This is a genomic window from Hymenobacter endophyticus, assembly GCF_032464715.1.
Lineage (GTDB): Bacteria > Bacteroidota > Bacteroidia > Cytophagales > Hymenobacteraceae > Hymenobacter > Hymenobacter endophyticus.
On record NZ_JAWDJT010000006.1, the window covers coordinates 141,401 to 165,182 of the forward strand.

At 59.9% G+C, this 23,782-nt stretch carries 20 protein-coding genes, 1 tRNA gene and 1 pseudogene; 10 read left to right on the top strand and 12 right to left on the bottom strand.

From position 1 onward, the window contains the following. Positions 1-209 precede the first annotated feature (209 nt). The gene (locus ROI90_RS11075) at positions 210-2,783 is read left to right on the top strand and encodes a YfhO family protein (protein ID WP_315998408.1); all 2,574 of its coding nucleotides are present in this window, start codon (positions 210-212) and stop codon (positions 2,781-2,783) included. A 153-nt stretch (positions 2,784-2,936) separates the two neighbouring features. Continuing rightward, complete coding sequence (locus ROI90_RS11080) at positions 2,937-3,833, top strand: 1-aminocyclopropane-1-carboxylate deaminase/D-cysteine desulfhydrase (protein ID WP_315998409.1); 897 nt, start codon at positions 2,937-2,939, stop codon at positions 3,831-3,833. 7 nt (positions 3,834-3,840) lie between these two features. Here ROI90_RS11080 and ROI90_RS11085 read toward each other — a convergent pair whose 3' ends face one another. Beyond that, positions 3,841-5,049 (bottom strand): hypothetical protein, encoded by a 1,209-nt coding sequence (locus ROI90_RS11085; RefSeq protein WP_315998410.1) that lies wholly within the window; start codon positions 5,047-5,049, stop codon positions 3,841-3,843. Between the two features lie 214 nt (positions 5,050-5,263). On the opposite strand from ROI90_RS11085, the gene ROI90_RS11090 reads away from it, so the two are divergent. Both ROI90_RS11090 and ROI90_RS11095 read left to right on the top strand, forming a co-directional pair. Further along, positions 5,264-5,893, top strand: coding sequence for a DUF4230 domain-containing protein (locus tag ROI90_RS11090; RefSeq protein WP_315998411.1), 630 nt, complete (start codon positions 5,264-5,266; stop codon positions 5,891-5,893). An 11-nt stretch (positions 5,894-5,904) separates the two neighbouring features. Continuing rightward, the gene (locus ROI90_RS11095; protein WP_315998412.1) at positions 5,905-6,312 is read left to right on the top strand and encodes a hypothetical protein; all 408 of its coding nucleotides are present in this window, start codon (positions 5,905-5,907) and stop codon (positions 6,310-6,312) included. Positions 6,313-6,346: 34 nt separating this feature from the next. Here the strand turns inward: ROI90_RS11095 and ROI90_RS11100 are convergent, their stop codons facing one another. Further along, a complete protein-coding gene (locus ROI90_RS11100; protein WP_315998413.1) occupies positions 6,347-6,847 on the bottom strand; it encodes a regulatory protein RecX in 501 nt (166 codons plus the stop codon). Positions 6,848-7,017: 170 nt separating this feature from the next. On the opposite strand from ROI90_RS11100, the gene ROI90_RS11105 reads away from it, so the two are divergent. Further along, entirely contained in the window at positions 7,018-9,669 is a 2,652-nt protein-coding gene (locus tag ROI90_RS11105) for a DUF5686 and carboxypeptidase regulatory-like domain-containing protein (protein ID WP_315998414.1), read from the top strand. Between the two features lie 68 nt (positions 9,670-9,737). Here the strand turns inward: ROI90_RS11105 and ROI90_RS11110 are convergent, their stop codons facing one another. From ROI90_RS11110 to ROI90_RS11120, 3 genes are read right to left on the bottom strand one after another with little or no spacing between them, the layout of a single operon-like run. Next, positions 9,738-10,019, bottom strand: coding sequence for a DUF4834 family protein (locus ROI90_RS11110; protein WP_315998415.1), 282 nt, complete (start codon positions 10,017-10,019; stop codon positions 9,738-9,740). A 24-nt stretch (positions 10,020-10,043) separates the two neighbouring features. Beyond that, the gene (locus ROI90_RS11115) at positions 10,044-10,796 is read right to left on the bottom strand and encodes an FkbM family methyltransferase (protein ID WP_315998416.1); all 753 of its coding nucleotides are present in this window, start codon (positions 10,794-10,796) and stop codon (positions 10,044-10,046) included. A gap of 49 nt (positions 10,797-10,845) precedes the next feature. After that, positions 10,846-11,325, bottom strand: a complete 480-nt coding sequence (locus ROI90_RS11120; RefSeq protein ID WP_315998417.1) for a hypothetical protein — start codon at positions 11,323-11,325, stop codon at positions 10,846-10,848. A gap of 138 nt (positions 11,326-11,463) precedes the next feature. On the opposite strand from ROI90_RS11120, the gene ROI90_RS11125 reads away from it, so the two are divergent. After that, positions 11,464-11,536 (top strand) — tRNA-Thr (locus ROI90_RS11125). 119 nt (positions 11,537-11,655) lie between these two features. On the opposite strand, the gene ROI90_RS11130 is transcribed toward ROI90_RS11125, so the two are convergent. After that, the gene (locus ROI90_RS11130; RefSeq protein ID WP_315998418.1) at positions 11,656-12,132 is read right to left on the bottom strand and encodes a hypothetical protein; all 477 of its coding nucleotides are present in this window, start codon (positions 12,130-12,132) and stop codon (positions 11,656-11,658) included. A 234-nt stretch (positions 12,133-12,366) separates the two neighbouring features. On the opposite strand from ROI90_RS11130, the gene ROI90_RS11135 reads away from it, so the two are divergent. Beyond that, a complete protein-coding gene (locus tag ROI90_RS11135) occupies positions 12,367-13,125 on the top strand; it encodes an SDR family NAD(P)-dependent oxidoreductase (protein WP_315998419.1) in 759 nt (252 codons plus the stop codon). Between the two features lie 146 nt (positions 13,126-13,271). Here ROI90_RS11135 and ROI90_RS11140 read toward each other — a convergent pair whose 3' ends face one another. Beyond that, complete coding sequence (locus tag ROI90_RS11140) at positions 13,272-13,637, bottom strand: hypothetical protein (protein ID WP_315998420.1); 366 nt, start codon at positions 13,635-13,637, stop codon at positions 13,272-13,274. A gap of 317 nt (positions 13,638-13,954) precedes the next feature. Between ROI90_RS11140 and ROI90_RS11145 the strand changes: the two genes are divergently transcribed. After that, positions 13,955-14,554: a C40 family peptidase gene (locus ROI90_RS11145; protein WP_315998421.1), complete on the top strand. Its 600-nt coding sequence runs from the start codon at positions 13,955-13,957 to the stop codon at positions 14,552-14,554. 355 nt (positions 14,555-14,909) lie between these two features. Continuing rightward, positions 14,910-15,071: pseudogene (locus ROI90_RS11150) on the top strand (YkvA family protein); the annotation flags it as partial. A 408-nt stretch (positions 15,072-15,479) separates the two neighbouring features. On the opposite strand, the gene ROI90_RS11155 reads toward ROI90_RS11150, so the two are convergent. The 5 genes from ROI90_RS11155 to ROI90_RS11175 all read right to left on the bottom strand — a co-directional run bounded on the left by ROI90_RS11155 (position 15,480) and on the right by ROI90_RS11175 (position 22,993). After that, positions 15,480-15,752, bottom strand: a complete 273-nt coding sequence (locus ROI90_RS11155) for an acyl carrier protein (protein ID WP_315998422.1) — start codon at positions 15,750-15,752, stop codon at positions 15,480-15,482. 175 nt (positions 15,753-15,927) lie between these two features. Beyond that, entirely contained in the window at positions 15,928-19,407 is a 3,480-nt protein-coding gene (locus ROI90_RS11160; RefSeq protein ID WP_315998423.1) for an efflux RND transporter permease subunit, read from the bottom strand. 31 nt (positions 19,408-19,438) lie between these two features. Next, a complete protein-coding gene (locus tag ROI90_RS11165) occupies positions 19,439-20,563 on the bottom strand; it encodes an efflux RND transporter periplasmic adaptor subunit (protein WP_315998424.1) in 1,125 nt (374 codons plus the stop codon). A 99-nt stretch (positions 20,564-20,662) separates the two neighbouring features. Further along, entirely contained in the window at positions 20,663-22,354 is a 1,692-nt protein-coding gene (locus ROI90_RS11170) for a TolC family protein (protein ID WP_315998425.1), read from the bottom strand. A 24-nt stretch (positions 22,355-22,378) separates the two neighbouring features. Continuing rightward, a complete protein-coding gene (locus ROI90_RS11175; RefSeq protein ID WP_315998426.1) occupies positions 22,379-22,993 on the bottom strand; it encodes a TetR/AcrR family transcriptional regulator in 615 nt (204 codons plus the stop codon). Between the two features lie 214 nt (positions 22,994-23,207). On the opposite strand from ROI90_RS11175, the gene ispF reads away from it, so the two are divergent. Next, positions 23,208-23,684, top strand: a complete 477-nt coding sequence (gene ispF / locus ROI90_RS11180; RefSeq protein ID WP_315998427.1) for a 2-C-methyl-D-erythritol 2,4-cyclodiphosphate synthase — start codon at positions 23,208-23,210, stop codon at positions 23,682-23,684. The last annotated feature ends 98 nt before the right edge of the window (positions 23,685-23,782 follow it).

Here is a 23,782-nt window from a genome sequence, read left to right on the forward strand (position 1 = left end):
TTTGCTCGTGCGCTTTATAAGTGCCTACCACTGGTCAACCAGGAGAAGGGCGTGTGCGACTCCACATTGGGCGGGTGGCGCTAGGGAAGGAGCATTAACTCGGCCTTGGCGGTGGCTAGTAACGGTGCCGGGCACTACTTCCCGACCATCCTGCTTACCTTCGGGCTTGGGTTGATCCTCTGCCCGTAGCCGACTTTTTAGTAAGCCGAATGATTACTCCTCCCCGTCAGGCCGTGGCGCCGTGGTGGCGGCGGGTGCTGCCGCACCTGCTGGCCGTATTGTTTTTCCTGGTGCTGGCCGCCGCGTACTTCTCCCCCATCCTCTTCGATGGTAAGACGCTAGCCCAGCATGATATTGTGCAGTTTAACGGCGGGGCCCACGAGGCCGCCGAGTTCCGGGAACGAACCGGCGAGGAAGCCCTCTGGACCAACTCCATGTTCTCGGGAATGCCCACCTACCTGATCAGCACCCGCTTCCCCGGCGACCTGAGCCAGTACCTGCACAAACTGTTCACCTTGGGCCTGCCGGCGGTGGTGGCCAACCTGTTTCTGGCCCTGGTGTGCGGCTACGCGCTGTGCGTGGCCCTGGGCCTGCCGCCGCTGGTAAGCGTGGTGGGGGCCATTGCCCTGGGTTTCACCAGCTATAACCTGATTATTCTGGCTGCCGGCCACAACACCAAGAGTCTGGCCCTGGCCTACGCGCCCCTGGTGCTGGCAGGGCTTCTGGTGGCCTTCCGGCGCAATAAGTGGCTGGGTACGGCGCTGTTTGCTCTGGGTCTGGCCATGAACATCCGCTCCAACCACTTGCAAATCACCTACTACCTGCTGCTGCTGGTGCTGGTATTTGGCGTGGTAGAGCTGGTATTTGCCTTCCGCGACAAGCGTCTGCCCGACTTCCTGACCCGCACGGCTTTGCTGGCCGTGGCCGCGCTGCTGGCCGTGGGCGTGAGCTTCGGCCGCCTCTATACCACGCTGGAGTACAGCAAATACAGCATTCGGGGCAAGTCGGAGTTGAAAACGCCCGCGCCCGTGGCGCCCGGCCAGACGCCCGCTCCGGCTGAGGACGATGCCGGCTCGGGCCTGGGCAAAGATTACGCCTTCAGCTACAGCTACGGCATCGGCGAAACGGCTACGCTGCTGATTCCCAACTTCTATGGCGGGGCTTCGCAGATGAAGCTGTCTGATAACTCAGAGTCGGGTAAGGCCCTGGCGGCGGCCGGCGTGCCCCCCGCCCAGCTCTCCGATGTACTGGCCCATATGCCCACCTACTGGGGCGACCAGCCCATTACCAGCGGCCCGGTGTACGTGGGCGCGGTGGTGTTCTTCCTGTTCGTGCTGGGCCTGATGGTGGCCGACCGGCGCACCCGCATTTGGCTGCTGGTGGGTACGTTACTGTCCATCGTGCTGGCCTGGGGCAAGAACTTCGAGACGTTCAACTACCTGATGTTCGACTATTTCCCGGGCTACAACAAGTTCCGGGCAGTGAGCATGGCCCTCACCATTGCCCAACTGGCTATGCCGGTGCTGGCAGTGCTGGCCCTAGCCCGGGTGCTGCGCGGCGCCCCCTCAGCCATAGCGGCGGCTCCGGCCAGCACCCACCCCAGCCTGTCCGGCATTACCGGTAAGCCCGTAGATACGGCCGACACGGCCGACTTGAAAAAGCACGTAGTGCGTGCCTTAGCCATTACGGCGGGGCTGTGCGTACTGGCCTTCCTGGCCGGGCTGGTGTCTGACTTCGCGGCGCCCATTGACGCCCAGTTGCAGCAGCAGGGTTTCCCGCTGGAGGCATTGCGCGCCGACCGGGCCGGCTTGCTGCGCACCGACGTGTTCCGCTCCTTGTTTTTTGTGGTGGTGGCCGGCGGGCTGCTGTGGTTTTTCCTGCAGCGCAAGCTTTCGGCGGGCCTCACGGCTACGCTGGTGGGCCTGCTCACGCTGGTAGATTTGTGGGGCGTGGATAAGCGCTACCTCAACGACGGCAACTTCCAGCAGGAAACCATTGCCGAGCAGTTTGTGGCCTCCCCCGCCGATGAGCAGATCCGGCAGGACAAAGACCTGAGCTACCGGGTGTTGAACGTGCAAAACCCCTTCAACGAAGCCCAGACCTCCTACTTCCATAAGAGCATTGGCGGCTACCACGGGGCCAAGCTGCGCCGCTATCAGGATTTGATTGAGCGCCAGATTTCGGCCAACAACACCGCCGTACTCAACATGCTGAACACCCGCTACGTGATTGTACCCGGCGAGCAGGGCCAGCCTCAGCAAGTGCAGCGTAACCCTGGGGCGCTGGGCAATGCCTGGTTTGTGAGCGAGGTGCAGAAAGTACAGAATCCCGACGAGGAAATTAAGGCCCTGACCGGGTTGAACACCGCTACCACGGCCGTGGTGGACGCCTCCAAGTTTCCGCTCAGCAAAACGGCGTACTCGGCCGAAGGCTCTACTATTGCCCTCACCGATTACACACCCAACGCCCTCACCTACCGCACCAACGCGGCCCAGGACGGGCTGGTGGTTTTCTCGGAAATCTACTACGCCGACGGCTGGAAAGCCTTTATTGATGGCAAGGAAGTGCCCTACCTGCGGGCCAACTACGTGCTGCGCGCCCTCCAGGTGCCAGCCGGCAACCACACTATTGAGTTCAAGTTTGAGCCTTCCGAGTACGCCATTGGCAATACTGTTTCCCTGGTATCCTCGGTGCTGCTGATTGCCGCTATGCTGGTGGCTTTGTTCTACGCCCTCAAGCACCGTCCCGAGCCCCGCTCCGTAACCGATACACTGCTGGCGTAAAGGGCCAGTATCACTGAATCAGAACGTCATTCCGAGCTTGCCGAGGAATCTCGCGTGCTGATGTTGGGCTACTACTGCAACATCAACACGCTAGATTCCTCGGCAAGCTCGGAATGACGTTCTTCTTTGTTACACGAAGACCAACCTCCACCCATGCTTCTTCAGCCCTTACCGGAACCGGCGGCTGAGCGGGCCGGCGTACAGCTACTGCTCCTGCGCGACGACCTGACCCACCCGGAGCTACCGGGCAACAAGTGGCGTAAGCTCAAGTACAACCTGCGGGAGGCACGCCGCCAGGGCCACCATACACTGCTGACCTTCGGCGGGGCCTACTCCAACCACCTGGCGGCCGTGGCGGCGGCGGGCCGCCTGCTGGGGCTGCGCACGGTGGGCGTGGTGCGGGGCGAGGAGCTAGCCCACCGGCCGCTCAACCCCACCCTCACCCAGGCCCGGGCCGATGGCATGGAGCTGCATTTCCTGGACCGGGCCACTTACCGCCGCAAGCAGGAGCCCGAGGTAGTGGCGCAGCTACTGCAAGCAACCGGCCCGGCCTATGTGCTGCCCGAAGGCGGCTCCAACGCCCTGGCCCTGCCTGGCTGCGCCGAGCTGGTAACGGAGCTGCGGGCCCACACTGCCTTCGATTATCTGTGCGTGGCCTGCGGCACGGGCGGCACGCTGGCAGGCCTGGCCACCGGCTTGCAGGGCCCGGAACTGGCTCTGGGGTTTGCGGCGCTGAAAGGTGCGGATTTTCTCCGTCAGGATATTGACCAGCTGACGCAGGCAGCTACGGGCCGTACTTACAGCAACTGGGAGCTACACACGGCCTACCACGGCGGTGGCTACGCCCAGCTCAGCCCCGAACTCCGGCAGTTCATTCAGGAATTCCAGGCGCGCCACGGCGTCCTCCTCGACCCTGTTTATACCAGTAAAATGCTAGTGGGCGTGCTGGATTTGCTGGCACAAGGCTACTTCCGGCCGGGCAGCACGGTAGTGGCGGTACACACGGGTGGCTTACAGGCCTGGGCAGGTTTTGGGGGCGCGCCGGAGTGAGGTTAGCTTACTGCTCCGCCTGAGCTACCAGGGTGCGGGCATGCAGCCAATGCGCTACGGCCACGCCAGCCAGGGCAAACACGCAGGGCAGCACCGGCAGAAGAAACCGCACGTCCCAGTCCTCCACCGTCAGCATCACCACCAGCCCCTGCACCGCCACCACCCCGCCCAGAAACACCCGGGCCGGCAGCCAGGCCGCCCCGGCGCGCAGCCCCCGCACTGCCAGCCAGTAGCAAGGGTAAATGAACAGCACAATCAGCCCGATGTGGCCCCAGGAGTAGTAGGTTTTGACGTAGCTGAAAAAGAGTAGCCCCTTTAGCGTCGCCAGCTTAGTGAAGTACACCGGGTTGGCCAGAATGAAGTAGCCCAGCCGCAGCACCGGGGCCAAACCAGGTGGGGGCAGCCGCAACGGCTCGGTGGGCTCCACTACCCAAGGCGTGAAGCCGTAGATGATTTCGCCCCGCAGATAGGTTTCGACCAGCGTGAAGGTGAGCAGCAGCTTGTTGAGCACCCACCACCACAATGGCGTCAGCAACGCCCCGGCCAGCAGGGCCCGCCCGAAGGCCCGCCGCCCTGGTATCTGCCAGAGCCGGGCCAGGCCCGCCAGCCCCGCCGCCGCGGCCACCACAAACCCGTTGGGCCGCACAATGCCCGCCAGCAGCACCAGCAGGCCAAACACCACCCAGCGCCCCGCTGGCCCGCGCCGGGCCCGCACCAACGCCCAGAACGAGAGGATGGTCAGGCTGGCAAACAGGCTTTCGGTGAGAATGTACACGTTAAACTGCTGGGCGTCGCGCCAGCCGACGAGGGCGGCCGTAGCCAGGGCCGCAGGCCGCCAGTCGGCGGGGGTGGGCGTGAGGCGGCGCAGGGTGCGGTAGAAGGCGCGGGCGGCCAGGCCGCTCACCGCCATCTGGCCCAGCACAATGCCCCACCAGCCCGCCCCCAGCTTCAGCCAGAGGCTGATAAACAGCGGATAGCCCACGTAGCGGAGGTTATGATCGTGCTCGAAGTACCATTCCCGGGCAATGCGGGTACCGTAGGCCAGGTAACGGCCACTATCGTTGACGTAGCGCGGGCCGTGGTGCTGCACCAGCAAGGAAACCTGCACCAGCACCCACAGCCCCAGCAGCAGCCAGCCATGCCAGCGCCCCAGCCACACCAGGTAGGGGCGGGCAGCGGGTTGCAGGGCAGCGGGCAGCGGGTTGACTTTCAGCATGAACTGCAAAGGACGGCAGAAGCCGTAAAACTTTTCGCACCGCGCAGCTCAACTATGCGTATTTCATCCTCAGAGTCGCTCGGTAAAATACTGGTTTAGCCCTCTGCCACCGCACGCGGTAAGCTAGCCCACCGCATAGCGGCAGCAGGCCCACGCTGCTCCACATACCCGGTACATTCGCCACATTCTTCCCTCATTCTGCTCATTCATTCCTATGCCCTATTTGCTCCGCCGTTTGCTGCCGTTGTTGTTTCTGCTGGGGTTAGGCTGGTTTCTCTGGACGAAAGTGCGCCCGGCGCTCAGCAGCTTTGAGAATCCCCTGGACCCCGCTCCCCGCATCACCGTTACGCACAACACCGTGCTGGAGAAGGTGGAAGCCCTGGGCCGTATGGAATTGGTTCGCTACCAATTTAAGGATGTGGTGGAGTACAAAAAGAGCACCTACCGCTTCCTGCCCGATGCCAAGGTGGCCCTGATTGTGGCCGGCCACGCCGTGGGCTGCCTCGATTTGCGCAAGGTGCGCCCCCAGGATGTGGTGCTGGAAGGCGACTCCGTGCTGCGCCTGGCCCTGCCGGAGCCGGAACTCTGCGTCTGGCAGGTCGACCATTCCAAAAGCAAGGTATATAGCGTGGAAAACGGCTTTTTTCAGGATGCCGAGCTAGTAGATGCCGGCTACAAATACGCCGAAGCTAACGTGCGCACCGCCGCCCTGCAATCCGGCATTCTGGCCCAGACCACCCAAAACGCCGAACTGATTCTGCGGCCCATGCTGGAAACCATGACCGGACGCCGCGTGGTGCTTACCAAGCCCATGCCGAACCCAGTGCTACCCCAAAAACGCTAAGCCGAGCCCGTATGAAAGTGGTTGAGTATGAACGGAGCCTGCAGTGGGTGGGTCACTTGCACTGCCCCAGCTGCCAGCACGACAACATTGGCTGGCGCTCCAGCGGCATGAGTGAGGCTTTTCCGCACTTCTACTGTTCCCACTGCTCCAATGTGTACCTGAACCGGCAGGCTCAGGACCTGGTTTATTATGAAGCCACGCCCGAGCTATTGGCCCGCATTGCTGCCGCCCTGCCCGCCTGCCCCTGCGGCGGCCACTTCACGCCCACCGCCGGCCCCAAATGCGCCGCCTGCCACCACGAAATTCCCCTCGTGCGCAACGCCGTGCAGCATCTGCAGAACCCAAACATGGTGCTTTTGGATGGAGCCTGTCTTGTCCGCGACGAGGGCGAGTCGTACCGGGTGCGCATCGTGGGCTAAGTGCCGCACTGGTAGGCTCCGTGCATGGTGCGGCTTATTCCTCGTCTTGCCCGGGCTCCTTGCCTAGGTCTTCCAGGGCCATCTTGATGAGGTCCTGCTCGTAGCCTTTGCTGGTGAGGTAAAGCTGTATTTTCTGGCGGCGCTTGCCGGGGTGGCGTTCCTTTTCCTGGCGGTCTTTTTTCTCCAGCAGGTCTACCAGGTTCTGGTAGTATTCGTCGCCGTCGATTTCCTTGAGGCCTACTTTGATGCAGTAATCGGTGAGGCCTTTTTGCTTGAGCTCCTGCGTGATGCGGCGGCGTCCCCACTTCTTGCGCACGTGGCCGCGCACAAACGTCTGGGCGTAGCGCTCCTCATCCAGAAAACCCTCCCGACTTAGCCGAATCATGATTTCGCCGGCTTCGTCTTCCGTTAGGCCGTAGTCGCGCAGCTTGCTTTCCGTTTCCTTGAAATTGCGCTCTTGGTACACGCAAAATGCCAGAATTTTCTGCAGGGCCTCGGTAGGGGTATAAAACTTCTTTTTGGCGGGCTGCATCATCGGTAAAGCAGAAAAAAACAGGAAGGTAAAGAGTGGCCTTATAGGACGCAGATCAGCCAGGAAACGTTCGGGGAGGCGGCAAGCTACGGCGTTGCCCGCGTTCCGCCTACTTAACTTCATCGGCGTAGGCAACCGGCTGGCCTCGGTTTATATCTATCTTGACAACCTCTGTGGATATCTTCTCTATGTGCTACCCCTACCTGCTGCTCTGCTTTTTTCTCTTCAGCTTAAGCCAGGCCCGCGCTGGCATTGTGCGGGGGCTGGTTTCTGACTCCAAGAATACCGGACTACCCTTTGCCAACGTTGCAGTGAAGGGCACTACCACCAACACGGCCACCAACGAGCAGGGCAGCTACCAGCTGCGCCTGGCCCCTGGGCGCTATGAGCTGGTATTTCAGTACGTGGGGTTCAAGCCCCGGATGGAAACGGTGCGCGTGGCCGGCGGCGACACCGCCACGGTACTGAACGTGACGCTTACTCCTGAAAGCTACCAGCTGCGCGAAGTAGTAGTGCGCTCCACCGACAAAGACCCCGCCTACAGCATTGTGCAGCAGGCCATGCAGTGGCGGCGCTACCACCAGCGGGAGGTAGCAGCCTTCAAAGCCCGCGCCTACGTCAAAACCCTGGCCCGTTTTACCGATGTACCGGGCAAAATTCTGGGGCTGGTAAAGGTGGGCCCCGATTTTAAGCCGGGCATTTTCTACCTCTCCGAAACCGTATCGGAAATGAGCTTCCGCCAACCCAACGTGGTGCAGGAACGCATGATTTCCTCCCGCGTGAGCGGCGACACCAAAGGCATCAGCTTCAACCGGGCCAGTGCGGGCCGGGGGCTCAACTTCTACCAGAACGTACTGAAAAGCGGCTTTTCGGAGCGGGGGTTTGTGTCGCCTATTGCGGCCAATGCGCCCCTGTTCTACCGCTATGAGCTGGAGGGCAGTACCCAGCAGGGCGGCCTGCTTCTGCACAAAATCAAGGTGATGCCCCGCCGCCGCACCGACCCCGTGTTTGCAGGCCATATTTACGTGGTAGATGGCACTTGGCGGCTGCACTCCGTGAGTCTGGACCTGACTAAGGATGCCCAGCTCGACTACGTGGAAAGCCTGCACATTGAGCAGCTGTTTGCCCCCGCCCCCGGCCCCTCCGATGTATGGGTAATGCAGAGCCAGAAGGTAACGCTGGGCTTTACGGCGCTGGGCTTCAAGGGCAACGGCTATATCACGGCTATTCTCTCCAACTATAAAGTATCGCCCACCTACCCTAACCGCCCCGCCCCTACCAGCCCACTCCCGCCCGCATCTTCCGGGCCCGATGATGCACCCGTTACCCGCGAAACCGTGGCCCAGGTGAAAAAGCAGAAGCCCAAGCTGGATGGCCTGAGCCGGGCCGCGCGCCAGCAAAGCCGCCAGGCCGCCGCCCGCGACACAACCGGGCTGGGCCTGGGCAAGCTTAAGCGCGGGGAGGTGATGCTAGTGGAAAAAGGCGTGAACGAGCGGGACACCAGCTACTGGGCCAGCATCCGGCCCCTGCCCCTTACCCAGGAAGAGCAAAAAGACTATTTAGTGAAGGATAGCACGGAGGTAATCCGCAACTCCCGCCCCTACCAGGATTCCCTGGACCGCAAGCGTAATGAGCTGGGCATCGGCAAATTTCTGCTTACCGGCTATACCTACGGCAACACTTTCCGGAAGCGCCAGTGGTACGTAGCCCCGGTATTCAATATCATCAACTACAACACGGTTGAGGGCATTGTGGCTAACCCCCAGGTAACGTATACCCAGCGCACCGACGACCGAAGAACCTGGTCCGTTACGCCCAGCCTGCGCTACGGCTTCAGCAACGAGCTGCTCAGTCCTAGTGTGGCTGCCTCCTGGCAGCTACACCCCGTAAAGCTGGCCCGCCTGAGCCTGACCGCCGGCCGCACCATCGAGAATTTCGACCCCAACAGCCAGCTTACGCCCTTCATCAACTCTTATTACACCCTGTTTGAGAACCGCAACTACGCCAAGCTCTACCGCCGCGACGGGTTGGCGCTGGGCTACCAGTGGGAGCCGGTAAATGGCCTTACGGTGCAGGCTGCCAGCAGCTACTTTGTGCGGCGGGAACTCCAGAACACCACTATTAAACTGATTACCGACCGGGAAGGGCGCGCATTTACCTCCAACGTACCCGTAAACGAGGAACGGCCCGATAATACCCGATTTGGCCAAAGCAAGGCCCTGACTACGGAGCTAACGGCTTCTTTCCGGCCCGGGCAGCGCTACATTACCCGTCCCAACGGCAAGGTGAACTTAGGCTCTAAGTACCCCACGTTTCAGATTACCTGGCGGCAGGGTATTGGCGGCATACTGGGCTCCGAGGTGCGCTACACCCTGCTGGAAGCAGGTGTGCGGCACTCCGTCAGCCTCGGGCTGCTGGGCACTAGCAATTACCAAGTGCAGGCGGGCTTTTTCCCGGGCGGCAGCACCCGCCTAGCTTTCATGGATTTCCGCCACTTCAGTGGTAACCGTACCTACCTCACCGAGGATTTCGCCAAGTTTCAGCTCCTGGATTATTACCGCTACAGCACCGCCGATAAGTTTGTAGAGGTGCACTACAACCACCATTTTAATGGGTTTCTGCTCAACAAAATTCCGTTGCTGCGGCAGCTGCACTGGCAGGAAGTGGCCTCGCTCAACTACCTCACCACGCCTACCGCCAACCACTACCTGGAGCTGGGCGTGGGCATTGAGCACATCTACAAACTCCTGCGCGCCGATTTCTATACCGGCTTCCAATCGGGCAAGCGGGCTGGCACCGGCATCCGGGTAGGTTTTGGGTTTTAGGTGAAGCGCAACAGAAAAAGGTCAAAGCCCGGTTTCTGGAGCCTTGACCTTTTTCTTTCAATATGCTGCTACTTCACTTCCTCAAAGTCTACGTACTCACCGCCATTAAACTCCCTGGGCCTTGGGGGCTTTGCCCGGGGCGGTACATACTCAACCTGCACTTCACCAGTGGGAGTGTGGCTGGGCCGGGCACTGGTTTGTGAAGGGTTAGCAAACGGATTAGCTCCGTAGTGCTGGCCAAACTTCTGCGCCTGCTTTTTGAGTAGATGCTTCACTGCGAAACGCAGGACCAGCGGCAGCACGTACCGCACAAACAGCCACAGGACAATCAGAACAAGAAAAAACTTCATGGGCAGAGCGCTGGTTAAAAACGCTTAGGCAAGGGGTTGAAAGTAAAAATCGGCCGTAACGGCACTTTCCAGCTGCGCCGTAGTGCAGGGCACCAGCTCCAAACGCTCCGACAGCACAAATGGTTTGTAGCCCAGCTCGGCCAGTAAGCCAGCTACGGCCCGGCGGTTTTCCAGCCCGTTCAGCTCCGTCTGAATCAGCGGGCGGAAGCGGCGCAGGGTTTCCTGCATGTGCCGGAACACCTCATACTCGAAACCCTCTACATCACACTTCACAAAATCCAGGCGGGGCAGGTGGGCAAACAGGTCATCAGGCACCCGCATGGGCACCTCGTAGGTGCGGGCGTAGTGCTCATGCGGGTTACTTGCCGCTACTTTGGTCATGCCGTGGTGCAGCAGGCCGTTACGCTCGGGCGTGCCCATCTGCACGGTGCGGTTTTCGCCGCCCAGCGCGTAGGGCAACAGGGTGAGGTTGGCAACGCCGCTGAGGCCCACATTGTCTTTCCAGATGGCCTGAAAATCAGGTATGGGCTCCACGGCCAGCACTTGGCCCTGGGCACCCACCAGCTTCGATAAAGCCACGGAATAGTACCCCAGGTTGGCCCCAATATCTAGGCAGACAAAGCCGGGGCGCACTATCTTTTCCAAGAAAAACAGCTCCGGATACTTCTGGCGGCCCCAGCCCGAGCCAACCAGCCGCAGGTACACCCGACTCACCAGCCGGATATACCGCTCAAAACCCAGAGTCCGGACCAGCAGCTTGCGCAGTTGTTTCATCATAACGCTGCAAAGATGCCGGAAACGCCGCAAACCCAGAACCTGCGGCCGCTCAACTTTGCGGGCCGTTTGCTTCTTGCACCTTATTCAGCGCCCACGAGGTTGCGGCAGCTGCTAAACCGCCTACCAGGTACCAGGTAACCGTCATGGCTTTGGTTTGCGGAGTGCGGTTGCTGGGGGCCTTACCCAACCCCAGTGGTCCGGGCAGTAGCACGCCACCAACACCCGCCGCCAGCCCCAGGGCTGCCCCCCGCCACCACACTCCCGTTCCTGTTCCAACCAAGCTGTAATACAGCCCGTTGCTGAGGATGTCACCCGCCAAGGTGAGCTTGTAGGCCGTGGCATGGTTAGGCTGGGGTGCCCCAGCGCTGGCCAGCAGTTTCCGCAGCCCCCTCTCACCCAGCAAGTCCATGCGCGGGGCATCGTTGGGGCGAATACGGCGTACCGTTTCGTGCAGGACATTCAATACAAGGGCCCCAGCGAAACCACTGGCAACGGCTTGGGGCAGGTTACAGGAGAAGGAAGTTGCCATACAGCAAAGCGGCTTTGTTAAAGAGAAGCCCAGGAAAGGGTTTGCGTCAGTTTGGAAAAAAATACGGGAGGCAGTTGCACGTTGTTCCCGCGCCTTTCTATCTTTGCTGCCCCTAGTAGAACTGCTACCACGGAAAACGCCTGTTTAGCTCAGCTGGTAGAGCAGCTCATTCGTAATGAGCAGGTCGTTGGTTCGAGTCCAATAACAGGCTCAAAAGCCCCGTTGCTGTAAAGTAGCGGGGCTTTTTTGCGTTCATCCAAAAAAGCAGGAGCCGCCGGATATGCTCCGGCGGCTCCTGCTTTTTCATGTATGTAGTACCAACGGGTAGCCTTACAAGTCGGCGGCGTAATCGTCTTCGCCGTAGCTACGGGTAGCGCCCCGGTATACCGAGTCGCTGGATTTATTCCAGCTGCCGTCCTCGTCGCTGCTGCCGCGGTAGGTTTCGCCTTTTGGGCTGCTCTTGGCGCGCAAGGCTAGCCAGCTCAAACCGCCTACCAGCAAAGCCCCGCCAATTACCTTTTGGGTAGGCGACAGGCTATTTACCTGATCGACTGCCTTTGTGCTGAAGTCCTTGGCTTTCGAGCTAAGGTCTTTTACCTGCTGCGAGAGTTGATTTACGTCAATGTTCTTCAGCCACTGCTGCTGGTCCAGCCACGACTTCTGCTGGCCTTCTTGCTGCGAAGATTCCTGCGAAGAGCTTTCCGTGGAAGCCGAAGCGTCCGACGAGCCGTTTACTTCGCTGGCGGGGGTAAAGGTGATATGCTTATGGGCTGGGGCGCCGGGCTGATGTGATTTTTGCGTGCTCATGAGCGACGAGATTAGGTTGAGTAGAAAGGGAGATACGGGTGACCATCAGGCCATTTGCCTCCCTATTCGTGAAAAGCCGACAGAAGGTTACCACTACTTTACCGAACGCCCTGAATCTACCGGTTTCCTGCTCTTTTGCTGGTCAGGCCTTTGCTTCCAGCTCTGCTGGGCAGCCCAACCTCCCGTTCAGCTTCCCGTTAGCAGGAAACGTCTTTCATTTTTGTGCTTCTCTGTATGCCCTTCACTCCCCTACCCGACGCCAATAAACGTTTTCAGAACAAAGTATGCGTAGTTACCGGTGCCACCTCGGGTATTGGCCAGGCCGTGGCCGTGCGCATGGGCCGGGAAGGCGGGCGCGTGGCCGTACTGGGCCGCGACGCCGAGGACGGCAAAACCACGGTGCAACTCATCAAGCAGGCTGGCGGTGACGCCCTTTTCATTCGCACGGATGTAAGCAAGGATTCGCAGTTAGTACACGCCGTGGAGCGCACCCTAAAGGAGTGGGGCCGCATTGATGTGCTGGTGGACAACGCCGGTATGATGACGTTTGAACCCATCCTGAAGCTGGACCCCAAAGACTGGGACCAGCTCATGCAGGTAAACCTGCGGCCCCTGTTCCGGTTAACGCAGCTTTGCCTGCCGCACATGAAGCAGGGCAGCATTATAGCCGTCAGCTCCGTGCATGCGCAGCAAACCACTTCCAATGTAGTGCCCTACGCCACCAGCAAGGGGGCCATTGAGGCATTCGTGCGCGGCCTTAGCCAGGAGGTTCCGCACACGCACACCCGTATCAATGCCGTAGCGCCCGGCGCCGTAGATACGCCCATGCTCTGGAGCAACCCCAACGTAAAGAGCGGCAAGGAGAAAATTACCGGCCAGGTAGGAACCCCGGAAGAGTTGGCCGCTGCTATCTGCTTTGTAGCTTCTCCGGAAGCCAGCTTCATCAACGGCACCACTTTAGTAGTAGATGGCGGCCGTTTGGCAGCCCTGTAGTAAGGCGGACTTACTGTTGTAAACGCCCACTGTCATCCGGAGCGCAACGAAGGGCCTTATCCCGTTACTGCAAGTTGTAGTAGCCTGATAAGGTCCTTCGCTGCGCTCCGGATGACGTTTGTTTATATGATATCGGAACTCCAGCCTCACAATTTTACCTTCGGGGAGGGGTGTCGCTCGGCGAGGCTGGGCAGGGGTTTGCCCTGGGCGTAGAGGTGGGCGTTGAGTTCGGCCGCAGTGCGGGCTTCCACCTCAAACGGGATATTATAGTAGCCGTGCCGCATCCAGTCGCGTAGGTAGCGGGCCAGAAACCCCAGCCGCCCGTACTGCCGAAACTGCCGGATGTGCTCCATTTCGTGTGCTACCCAGTACGGGTCCTGCAGAAACTGCTCCCGGCTTACTCCACTCAAATGAATGCTGGTACCCAGTACCATAGCCACATTCTTAGCGCCCAGCTTCGTGCGAGCTAAGCGGGCGAAAGGCGAGTTTTCAACTATCCGGGGCAGTTGCATAGGAGGCAAGGAAAAAAATCGGGCGGAATGTACGGAAGGCTTCCGGCTGAGGTTGCCAGCAGCAGTAGGAATTTTCTATAGTTTAGTTGTGCCTATAGAAGAATTTCGTAGCAAAACGGTTGAAAACTGATTGAGTCCGAAATTTTGGGCTTAGCTTTAACCAATGGCCGTCGTCAACTCTTCGGCTTTCGACGACCAGAAAGGTCTTATTTACTCTCTTTTGTCATCCGGTTTTCCGGTTGCCTATCGAATACTCAACAGCACGCTTACTCCCGTTCGGCTGACCCCAGCGGGCCTTCTTCCTCCCACGACGGACAATGAAAAACAGCATTCTGTATTGCCTCGCCGCGGCCTCGATGGTCCTGTCTTTTTTCTTCGAACAAAATCCTTCCGCTACGGCTACTGCGCCGCTGGCTGTTACGCAAGAAGCCTCCCTATTAGGCGCCTTGTTTTCGGGTGAGGAGGAAACCCGCACGCTTACTGCTTCCGACTCGGTAGCATACGATAAAGTAGCTCACCGGTTGGGCATTGAAGCCAGCTACGACGCCGATAAAAACCTGTTGGAAACCGTAGTATCGTGGTTGGGCACTCCCTACCGCTACGGCAGCAATAGCAAAAGCGGCACCGACTGCTCGGGCTTTGTTACCCGCGTATTCAAAGAGGTGTACGGCATTACGCTGCAGCGCAGCTCCCGCTCCATGTTCACCAGCGTGAAGCACGTGCAGAAAGACGCCATGGAAACCGGCGACCTGGTTTTCTTCCGCCGGGGTCCGGGCCAGCCCATCTACCACGTGGGCATCTACCTCAAGGATGGCAAATTTGCTCACTCGGCCTGCGGGGGTGGCGTAATGGTAAGCTCCCTGAACCAGGCGTATTACAGCCGCAACTTCTACGCGGCGGGCCGCGTGGAGCGCTAAACGCCTCCATTTTCTACTTGGTTTTCTGAAAAGGCCCCGCTCCTCCGAACGGGGCCTTTCTGTTTTTTCCGCGACCTTCAGGCCGGAAAACCATTTTGGCCCGACAGCGGTATAGCACACCGCCGGATTACTCTATCGGTTTACCTTTCTTTCTCCCGCCGTCATGGATAAGCACAACCCCAAAGGCCAGGACATAGCCTCCTCCCCTATTTTTAAGAAGTTCGTCGGGAAAGCCGAGGAATATGTGAAGAAGCCCACGCGCATGAAGCAGCTGCTGAATGACGCGTACCAGAAAGCCAGCGACAAAAAAGACGTAGGAACCATTGCCCACGAGGCTTGGGAAACCCTGCAAACCATGCTGCGCCTGATTCGCACTTCGGTTTCGGGCGAGTACACGGGCCTGCCCACTTCCACAGTAGTGGCGGCGGTGGCCGTTACCATCTACTTCCTGAGCCCCATCGACCTGATTCCGGATTTTATTCCGGTGCTGGGCCTGCTGGACGATGTTGCCCTAGTGGCCTGGTTCAGCACGACCATCAAGGAAGAGATGGACAAGTTTTTGGAGTGGGAAAGTACCCGCCCCAGCCTGGTAACGGACTCGCGCGTAACCGAGGACAAAGCCGCGGCTAGTCCTGTATTCGCGAATGTGGATGCGCCAGCGGCCCACAACCCTACCGGCAAGAAAGCCGACGATCTGAGCAGCGCCACCGAGGTAAGCAACACCACCGACAGCAGCCGGGAGCCCAGCGCCACCGCCGAAAGCCGCCCCAGTGGCGGTGACGCCGGCGGCAACGTGCGCTAACCCATACTGACCAGACGAGAGGAAGCCCCGTGGAGGCGGCCGCACAAGCAGTGCGCCGCCCCCACGGGGCTTCATACGTATACTAAAGGCTGGTTTTGGGCTCGTCTGGCCCGGGCTGGGTACTTACGCGGCCTGCTGACGAGCGGGGGTATGCGATACTACGTACTTCACAAAATCACCGACGGTAGCCAGGGGTACTTCATCCGGAATGGTGATGTGAAAGTTGCGTTCCAGTTCCAGGATAATATCGACCACGTCCACGGTGTCGAAGCCGAATTCCCGGCTCAGGTCGGTACCGATGCGCAGGCGGCGGGCCTTGATGGCTTTGCGCTTGCTGATGATGCGCAGCACTTGCTGCTGAATGGTTTTGGGGGCGGTAGTCGTTGAGATAACCATACGAGGAACGACAGGGTACGAGAGAGAAAAAAGCGAGCAAACCAGGCTGGTACCAGCACGAGCCCGCCCGTTCGGGCGGAGGAGTATTCTGAAGGCCGAAATGGTTGCAAGCCAGGAGAGAAAAAAACAACGGCCGGGCCACCATGCGGTAGCAGCCCGGCTGTTGCGCGGCCGCTTAGTGCGTGAGCACCGGCGGCGTGGCGGCCTTCACCTCTTCGGCGTCGGCCAAGGCTTCGGGTTCGGGGGTGCCTTTCAGGCGCAGCTTCAGGCTTTCGCTCATCAGGTACATCACGGGCACTACTACCAGCGTGATGCCGGTGGCAAACACCAAGCCGAAGATGATGGTCCAGGCCAGCGGGCCCCAGAACACCACCGACTCGCCGCCGATGAAGAAGTGGGCGTGGCCGCTGGCAAACAGCTCATAAAAGTCGATGTTCAGGCCAATGGCCAGCGGAATCAGGCCCAGAGTGGCGGCTGTGGCCGTCAGGATTACCGGGTTGAGGCGGGTGCGGCCGGCCAGCACAATAGCTTCGCGCAGGGGCATACCCTGGGCCCGCAGAATATCCATGAACTCAACCAGCAGAATCCCGTTTTTCACCACGATACCGGCCAGGGCAATAATACCTACCCCAGTCATTACGATGGAGATGTTCATGCCCGTAATGGCCAGGCCCCAGAACACACCCGCAATGGAGAATAGAACTTCGGAGAGGATGATAACCGGCTTGCTGAACGAGTTGAACTGCGTTACCAGAATCAGGAAGATGAGGGCCAGCGCACCCAAACCAGCCATGGGCAGGAAGTCGGTGGTTTCCTTCTGGTCTTCCTCCGCGCCGCCCATCTTGATGGTGTAGCCGGCTGGTGTCGGGAACGACTTCAGGGCCGTGCGGATGTTGGCAACCACGTCGGGGCCGGTGTAGCCGTTAAGCACGTTGGAGCTGATGGTAATCACGCGTTTGGTGTCTTTACGCCGGATACCGCCGTAGGTGGAGCCGTAGCTCACCTGGGCAATGGACGAAATAGGCACCTGGCGCACGGCGCCGGTAGCGTCGCGGAAAGTCAGCGGGGAGTTGATGATGGCGTCCACGTCGTTGCGGTAGGGCTTGGCGTAGCGCACCTGCACGGGATACTCATCATCGGGGGTCTTGAATTTGCTGGCCTCCGAGCCGTAAATGGCTGTGCGCACTTCCAGCCCGATCTGGCCGGTGCTGATGCCTTCCCGGTTGGCGCGGGTCCGGTCGATGTTCACGGCAATTTCAGGGTTGCGGTCCTCCAAGTTGGAGCGCAGGGCTTCCACGCCGCCAATATTGAGCGAGTCAACGTAGCGGGTTACCTTCTTGCTGAGCTTGGCCAGGGTGGGGTAATCGTCGCCGATAACCTCAATGGCAATGGGCTTCTGCTGGGGCGGACCGCTGGCCTCTTGGTCGACGGAAATTTCGGCGCCGGGAATGCCCTTTACGGCCTCCCGAATCTTGTCCATATACGTGCCGGTAGTGGGGCCGGTCCGGTCGCTGAGCTCCTTAAAGGCCACCGCTACCTTACCCATGTTCGACATAGCCGTACCACTCGCCGACGAGGCGTCGCCGGGGTCACCGGCACCAATGGCCACGTTGCTGATGACGGACTCTACATCGGGATTGTTGCGGCCGATGACGCCGTAGATGCGGTTTTCCAGCACTTTGGTGATGGAGTCCGTAATTTCTACGCGGGTACCCACCGGCATTTTCAGGTAGGTATAGATGAATTTCGGGTCGCCTTTGGGGAAGAAGTCCACCTTGGGACTGCGCATGCCAATGGCGACGAATGAGCTGATAAACAGCACCACCACGCTCACCATCACGATGGCCGGGTGGTTGATGGACCAGCGCACCAGGTTGGCGTAGCCGTTCTGGAACTTGGGCAGCGCACGGGTCTGGAACCAGGCAATCATCTTCACCAGCACAAACTTGTCGAGCAGGATAAAGCCGGCCAGCGCCAGGCAGACGTTGCCGATGAAGTGCCCGATCAGGCCGCTGGTTTCGCCATCGGGGCCTACCTCGGGGGTAGCGCCCAAGGCCAGCACGTTGAACAGAATGCCCAGCAGTACCAGTACGCCCACGGCAATTTTGAGGCCTTTGCTTAGCTTGGGCTTACTGTGCAGGTCTTCCTCGAAGTGCTCCTCCCGCTCCATGAAGCTCACGGCAAACACCGGGTTCATGATGAAGGCCACCACCAGCGACGACATCAGGGTGATGATGAGCGTTACGGGCAGATAGTACATGAACGAGCCCACAATGCCGGGCCAGAACATCAACGGCACGAAGGGGGCCACAGTGGTGAGCGTACCGGCCAGTACCGGCACAAATACCTCACCCGCCGCAAATTTAGCGGCCTTTTCGGTGCTCAACTCGGGGTGCTCGTGCAGGAGGCGGTGGGTGTTTTCGATTACCACAATGGCATCATCCACCACAATACCCAGCGCCAGCAGGAAGGCGAAGAGCACAATCATGTTCAGGGAGAAGTCGAAGCCCGGAATAATCAGGAAGGCCAGGAACATCGAAATCGGCACGGACAGGCCCACGAACATGGCGTTGGTGGTGCCCATGAAGAACAGCAGGATGGCCGTTACCAGCAGGAAACCGATAACGATGGTGTTGATCAGGTCGTGCAGGGTTACGCGGGTGTCGTTGGAGCTGTCACCGGTGATGGTAACTTTTAGCTCCTTGGGCAGCGTTTTCTCGGCATCACTCACCAGCGCCTTGATTTTGTCGGAGGCGTCAATCAGGTTTTCGCCCTGGCGCTTTACCACGTTCAGGGTAATGGCGGGCTTACCATCGAGGCGAGCATACGACTCCCGGTCTTTGAAGCCATCCACTACGGTAGCAATATCACCGAGGCGCACGGCGGCGCCGTTGAGGTTCTTCACCTGGATGTCGGCAATGTCCTCGGCGCGCACGTACTGGCCAGCCACACGCACGGCCCGCTTCTGGGAGCCCACGTCCACGGAGCCGCCCGAAATGGTCACGTTTTCACGGGCAATGGCGTTGCTGATGTCGGAGAAGCTTAGGCGCGAAGCCCGCAGCTTGTTCAGATCCACATCCACGTTAACCTGCTGGTCGAGGGCCCCCACAATGTCCACGCGGGTAATTTCGGGCAGGGCCTCAATCTTGTCCTGGAAGTCGTCGGCGTACTTTTTCAGCTGTACGGCGGGCAGGTTGCCACTCAGGTTCACGAACATGATGGGCTGCTCCGAGATGTTTACCTCGTTTACCGTGGGCGGCGAAGGCAAATCGTTGGGCAGCTCGGGCGCGGCCTTGTCCACGGCGTCCTTGATGAGCTGCTTGGCATACTGCACGTCTACGCCCGAGTTGAACTCGATATCAACGATACAATAATCCTGGTTGGAGGTGGAGTTGATTTTCTTGACCCCGTTGATGCTTTTCAGCTCCTTTTCGAGCTGGCGCGTCACCAGGTTCTCAATATCCGCCGGAGAGGTACCGGGGTAAATGGTGGCCACGATGATGCGCGGAATAACGATGTCGGGGAATTTCTCCTTGCCCAGCTTGATGTAGGCAAAAATCCCCGCCACGCACAGCAGCACCGTGATGATGTAGATGCTGGTTTTATTATTAATCGACCAACTGGTCGGCCCAAACTCTTTCTCTAGATCCTGCATGTTGTTGGGTTTTTGGCGGTTGGGGCTACGCTTACAGCGTTACCAGTTGGCCTTCGTTCAGGGTCTGATAACCGGCGGAAATCACCTGGTCGCCGGCCTGGAGGCCGCTGGTTACTTCCACCTTGCCGTTGTAAGTCTGGCCGGTCTGGATGACGCGCTTGGCGGCTACTTTTTTACCACCCTTCTCATTCACTACCAGCACGTAGCTGTTCTGCTCATCCTTCTGCACCAAATCCACGGGCAGCACGGTAGCGTTCTGCCGGTCGTAGTTCTGGATGCGCACATTGGCCACCATGTTGGGGCGCAGCTGGCCCGCCTTGCTGCCGCTCAGGCGTAGCTCCGTAGTAAAGGTGCGGCTGGTGGGGTTGATGGTGCTGGATACCACGCGCACGGTGGCGGGCAACTCCTCCCCGCCCAGGTCCGGAATGGTTACCAGGGCCCGGTCGCCGGCTTTGATGCGGGAAGCGTAGGCTTCGGATACATCGGCCAGAATTTTACCGCTGCCGCTGCTGCTGATCAGCTTCACCACCGGCGCGCCGGGGGCTACGGTTTCGCCAATCTTGGGCAATACATCATCCACGGTACCCGAGAAGGGAGCCACCACGCTGTAGAGGGCGCGCTGCTGGTTGAGGGCTGCCAGGTTGCGCTGCAGGGCCTGGTAGTTGTTTTTGGCTTGCAGGTACTGGATTTCGGTGCCAATCTGCTGTTTCCAGAGGCGGTCCTGCTTTTCGTATACCACGCGGGCTAGGTCCATGCGGGTGCGCAGCTCGGCAATGCTGGCGTCGAGTACGGAGGCATCCACGGTGGCCAGGGTCTGGCCCTTGCTTACCCGGTCGCCGCGCTGCACGCGCAGACTGGTGAGGGTACCGGCGGCGCGGGCCGCTACGTTGGCGTTCTGGTCGAAGTCGACACGGCCCTGCAGCTCCAGGTAGCTCTTGAAGCTTTCGGGGGCTACTTTGATAACCGATACGGGCGTGGTCTGGGCAGCGGCACCCTCGGCCTTGGCGCCGGTTTTGGCTTCCAGCTCGGCAATTTTTGCCTGGTTGGCGGCCTGTTCTTTTTTCAGCTCAGCCAGTTGGGCGTTGGGGTCTTTGTCGCCGCCGCAGGCGGTCAGCAGGCCCAACGTTAGGATAAAGGCGGAAGTAGCGTATTTCATCTTGAGGAGAAGCTAGGAGCTAAGGAGGTAGGAGCTAGATTTATGGGGTTGGCAGCTGGGTCAGAAGCTTCTAGCTCCTAGCTTCTGACGTCTAGCTTCTTATTTTTTGGCTTGGTTGTACAACTCGCCGGTGGCTTTGTCCCGATCTACTTTGGCTACCAGCACGTCGTAAATGGCGGCGTAGTAGTTGGTTTGGGCTTCACGCAGGCTGGTTTCGGCCGTTACCACTTCCAGGTTGGAGCCGACGCCCTCCTGAAACTTGATGCGCGACACCCGGGCCACATCGGCGGCCAGGTCGAGGTTGGCTTTCTGGTTATCCAGCACGTCCAGGGCATTCACCAGGGTGGTGCGGCTCTGGGCATCCTGCAGGTCGATGCTCTGGCGCAGGGTTTCGAAGCCCCGCTCGATGGTTTGCTGGGCAATGCGGGCCTGCTGCACCTGGTACTTGCGACGGAAGCCATCAAACACCGGAATCTGCAGGCTCAGGCCGTAGTTGCCAAAGCCAAACCAGTTCTGGTTGGGGAAGCCGTTGGCCGCCCGGGAGTCAGGCCCCCGGAAGGCAAACAGGTCACCCTTGGTCTGGCCCGAGCCCGAGAAGCCGTACGCTGCCGTGAACAGCAGGCGGGGGTAGGCCCCGGCCCGGCGGTTGGCCAGGTCCAGTCCGGCCAGGGCCTGCTGGGTTTCCAGCGTGCTGAACTCGATGCGGTTGTTGTAGTTGAAGGCGGCAGCCAGTTGGCCGGTGCGCGCCCCGCTGAGAGCCGTTTGCTGATCTTGCTGGCGCTGTGCATCGGTGCTGCCGGAGGTGGGAGCCGTGCCGGTGGGCACACCGCCCAGGCCCGTTACGCCGCCGCCGTTAGTAGCACTGGCCACGCCCAGGCGCTGGCGCAGGGCCCCAGCATCCACCACGGCTGCGCCGAGCGAATCGGAAAGCTGAATGTCCTGGTTTTGGGGTAAACCCATCTGGAATTTCAGCAGGGCCACGCTCAGCTCGGTAAGGCGCTGGGCTTTTTGCTGCTCTACCAGCAGGTTGTTACGCTGCACTTGCAGGCGCTGCACGTCCAGCTTCTCGGCAAAGCCGGCCTTAAAGGTTTCGTTGGTTTGGTACAGTACCGTATCAAGGCGCTGCAGGTTGCGGGCCAGCAACGACAAGCGGGCCCGGGCTACCAGCGTGCTGTAATAGGCCTTGCTTACCTGCTCCACCACGTCAATTTCGGCCTGTTGGGTTTGCTTCTTGGCCAGGTCCTCGTACACCTTGGCGGCCCGTAGGCCAATGAGGTAGGAACCATCAAAGAGCAGCTGCGACACGGAGGCGCTGGCGTTGCCGGCGTTACGTAAGCCAAAAGCCAGGGCCTGGGGCGGCACGGGCTCTGAGGGCAGCGCTACCGTACCCAGATTTACTGTTTGCCCACTTTGCACGGCGGCAATATCCGCCGGGGTAAGGGTGGTGGCCGAGCCTCCGCCCGCAAACGCCCCGAAATCAACCAGCGACTTTTGCAGCTTGAAGTTATCGGCCACGTTGGCGGCCACGTTCACCTGCGGCAGACCGGCGGCTTTAATTTCGCCCACCCGCGCCTTGGCAGTTTGCTCGTTCAGGCGCGTGGAAAGCAGCGTCGACTTATTCTTGACGGCGTAGTCGATGGCCTGCTGCAGGCTCAGGGGCATCAGTCCGGCGGCCGCGGAGGTGGCCAGCGCCGGCTGCTGAGCCGGGGCCGTCTGCGCCAGGGCGGTGCCGGCGGGGGCCAGCAGGCCCGGCCCGGCAGCCAGCAACATAACGCGGAGGTTGTTTTTCATATCAGGGAAAGCAGGTGATGAAGCTTATTCTTCTTCCGTCACGTGACGGTACTCGTTTAGTAGTTTGTGGCCTTTCAGGGACACCACGCCCAGCAGGAAATGCTCGTTGCAGGCCATCTGTACCCGCATCTGGTCGAACTGGGCCGGGGGGTATACATCGGGGTTGAACAGAATATCTATCTGGGCTAGGCGCAGGCGCGAAAGCACCTCTATGTCGAGGTCGGCGCGGTAGAGACCCTCCTGCACGCCCCGGCGCAGGTTGGCCTGAATCTGCTGCAGAATGAACCCGCTCTTGTGCTCGTGAAACAGACCCCAGGCGGCGGGATAGTACTTGCGCAGGTCGTGGATGGCGTTGGGGTTGATGTTGGCGAACTGACGCTTGGCCCAGTCCATCATCTGCACCATCTCATCCACGGCGTTGCGCGCATGCCCGATGATGCCCTCACACTCGCCCTGTACCCCATTGAGGTGGTTGCCAATGACGGCCGAGACAATCTGGTCCTTGTTTTCAAACCACTTGTAGAGCGTCTTCTTGGAGATGCCCAGGTGGGTGGCAATGTCGTCCATCGACACGCTCTTAATCCCGTTGCGGGTGAAGAGGCCAATGGCAGCTTGCAGAATTCGGTCTTTGATTTCCATGACTACGGCAGCAAAGGTACTATGGAAACTTTTAACGATTCCTTAGTTTCCATTAATTTTTTGCTATCCTTTTCCATGCGGGCCGACTTCTTCCCCGCTACTGACGCACGCGGCCAGTTTTTACTTTACCCGTGGGGCATTTTTTTCCCGGCCCGCAACGGCGCGGTTCCCGTACCTTGCCACTCAATTCTGTTTCCCTTCGCCTCGAACCCCTATGAAAATCCGGACTGGCTTCGGCTACGACGTTCATCAACTGCAGGAAGGCCTGCCCTTCTGGCTCGGCGGCATTCAGGTGCCCCATACCCACGGTGCCCTGGGCCACTCCGATGCCGACGTGCTCATTCACGTCATCTGCGACGCGCTGCTGGGCGCGGCCAACCTGCGCGACATTGGCTTTCACTTTCCCGACACCGACCCGCAGTACAAGGGCATTGACAGCAAGCGGCTGCTGAAGGAAGTGGTGCGCCTGCTCACGGAACGCGGCTACACCATCAGCAACATCGACTCCACCGTTTGCCTGGAAGCCCCCAAAGTCAACCCCCATATTGCCGAAATGCAGCGCGTGCTGGCCGAGGTGATGGGCATTGAAGCCGACGACATCAGCATTAAGGCTACCACCACCGAAAAGCTGGGCTTTGTGGGCCGCCGCGAAGGCGTGGCCGCTTACGCCGCGGTGCTGATTACCAAGTAGCAGCCTGCTGCCGGGCCGCAGCGCAAAGCAAAGCTTCGTGCTACGGCTCCCGCTGAATGCAGCCTTTTGCCACCGCTTCGTCTTTAGCCGAACTCCAC

Bases quoted from the DNA above. Each gene is read 5' to 3' on its own strand.
- ROI90_RS11110 (WP_315998415.1), bottom strand. From the start codon at position 10,019: ATGAAGTTTTTTCTTGTTCTGATTGTCCTGTGGCTGTTTGTGCGGTAC.
- ROI90_RS11135 (WP_315998419.1), top strand. From the start codon at position 12,367: ATGCCCTTCACTCCCCTACCCGACGCCAATAAACGTTTTCAGAACAAA.
- ROI90_RS11140 (WP_315998420.1), bottom strand. From the start codon at position 13,637: ATGCAACTGCCCCGGATAGTTGAAAACTCGCCTTTCGCCCGCTTAGCT.
- ROI90_RS11170 (WP_315998425.1), bottom strand. From the start codon at position 22,354: ATGAAAAACAACCTCCGCGTTATGTTGCTGGCTGCCGGGCCGGGCCTG.
- ROI90_RS11085 (WP_315998410.1), bottom strand. From the start codon at position 5,049: ATGCTGAAAGTCAACCCGCTGCCCGCTGCCCTGCAACCCGCTGCCCGC.
- ROI90_RS11155 (WP_315998422.1), bottom strand. From the start codon at position 15,752: ATGGTTATCTCAACGACTACCGCCCCCAAAACCATTCAGCAGCAAGTG.
- ROI90_RS11095 (WP_315998412.1), top strand. From the start codon at position 5,905: ATGAAAGTGGTTGAGTATGAACGGAGCCTGCAGTGGGTGGGTCACTTG.
- ROI90_RS11120 (WP_315998417.1), bottom strand. From the start codon at position 11,325: ATGGCAACTTCCTTCTCCTGTAACCTGCCCCAAGCCGTTGCCAGTGGT.
- ROI90_RS11175 (WP_315998426.1), bottom strand. From the start codon at position 22,993: ATGGAAATCAAAGACCGAATTCTGCAAGCTGCCATTGGCCTCTTCACC.
- ROI90_RS11145 (WP_315998421.1), top strand. From the start codon at position 13,955: ATGAAAAACAGCATTCTGTATTGCCTCGCCGCGGCCTCGATGGTCCTG.
- ROI90_RS11115 (WP_315998416.1), bottom strand. From the start codon at position 10,796: ATGATGAAACAACTGCGCAAGCTGCTGGTCCGGACTCTGGGTTTTGAG.
- ROI90_RS11165 (WP_315998424.1), bottom strand. From the start codon at position 20,563: ATGAAATACGCTACTTCCGCCTTTATCCTAACGTTGGGCCTGCTGACC.
- ROI90_RS11160 (WP_315998423.1), bottom strand. From the start codon at position 19,407: ATGCAGGATCTAGAGAAAGAGTTTGGGCCGACCAGTTGGTCGATTAAT.
- ROI90_RS11080 (WP_315998409.1), top strand. From the start codon at position 2,937: ATGCTTCTTCAGCCCTTACCGGAACCGGCGGCTGAGCGGGCCGGCGTA.
- ROI90_RS11100 (WP_315998413.1), bottom strand. From the start codon at position 6,847: ATGATGCAGCCCGCCAAAAAGAAGTTTTATACCCCTACCGAGGCCCTG.
- ROI90_RS11090 (WP_315998411.1), top strand. From the start codon at position 5,264: ATGCCCTATTTGCTCCGCCGTTTGCTGCCGTTGTTGTTTCTGCTGGGG.
- ROI90_RS11130 (WP_315998418.1), bottom strand. From the start codon at position 12,132: ATGAGCACGCAAAAATCACATCAGCCCGGCGCCCCAGCCCATAAGCAT.
- ROI90_RS11075 (WP_315998408.1), top strand. From the start codon at position 210: ATGATTACTCCTCCCCGTCAGGCCGTGGCGCCGTGGTGGCGGCGGGTG.
- ispF (WP_315998427.1), top strand. From the start codon at position 23,208: ATGAAAATCCGGACTGGCTTCGGCTACGACGTTCATCAACTGCAGGAA.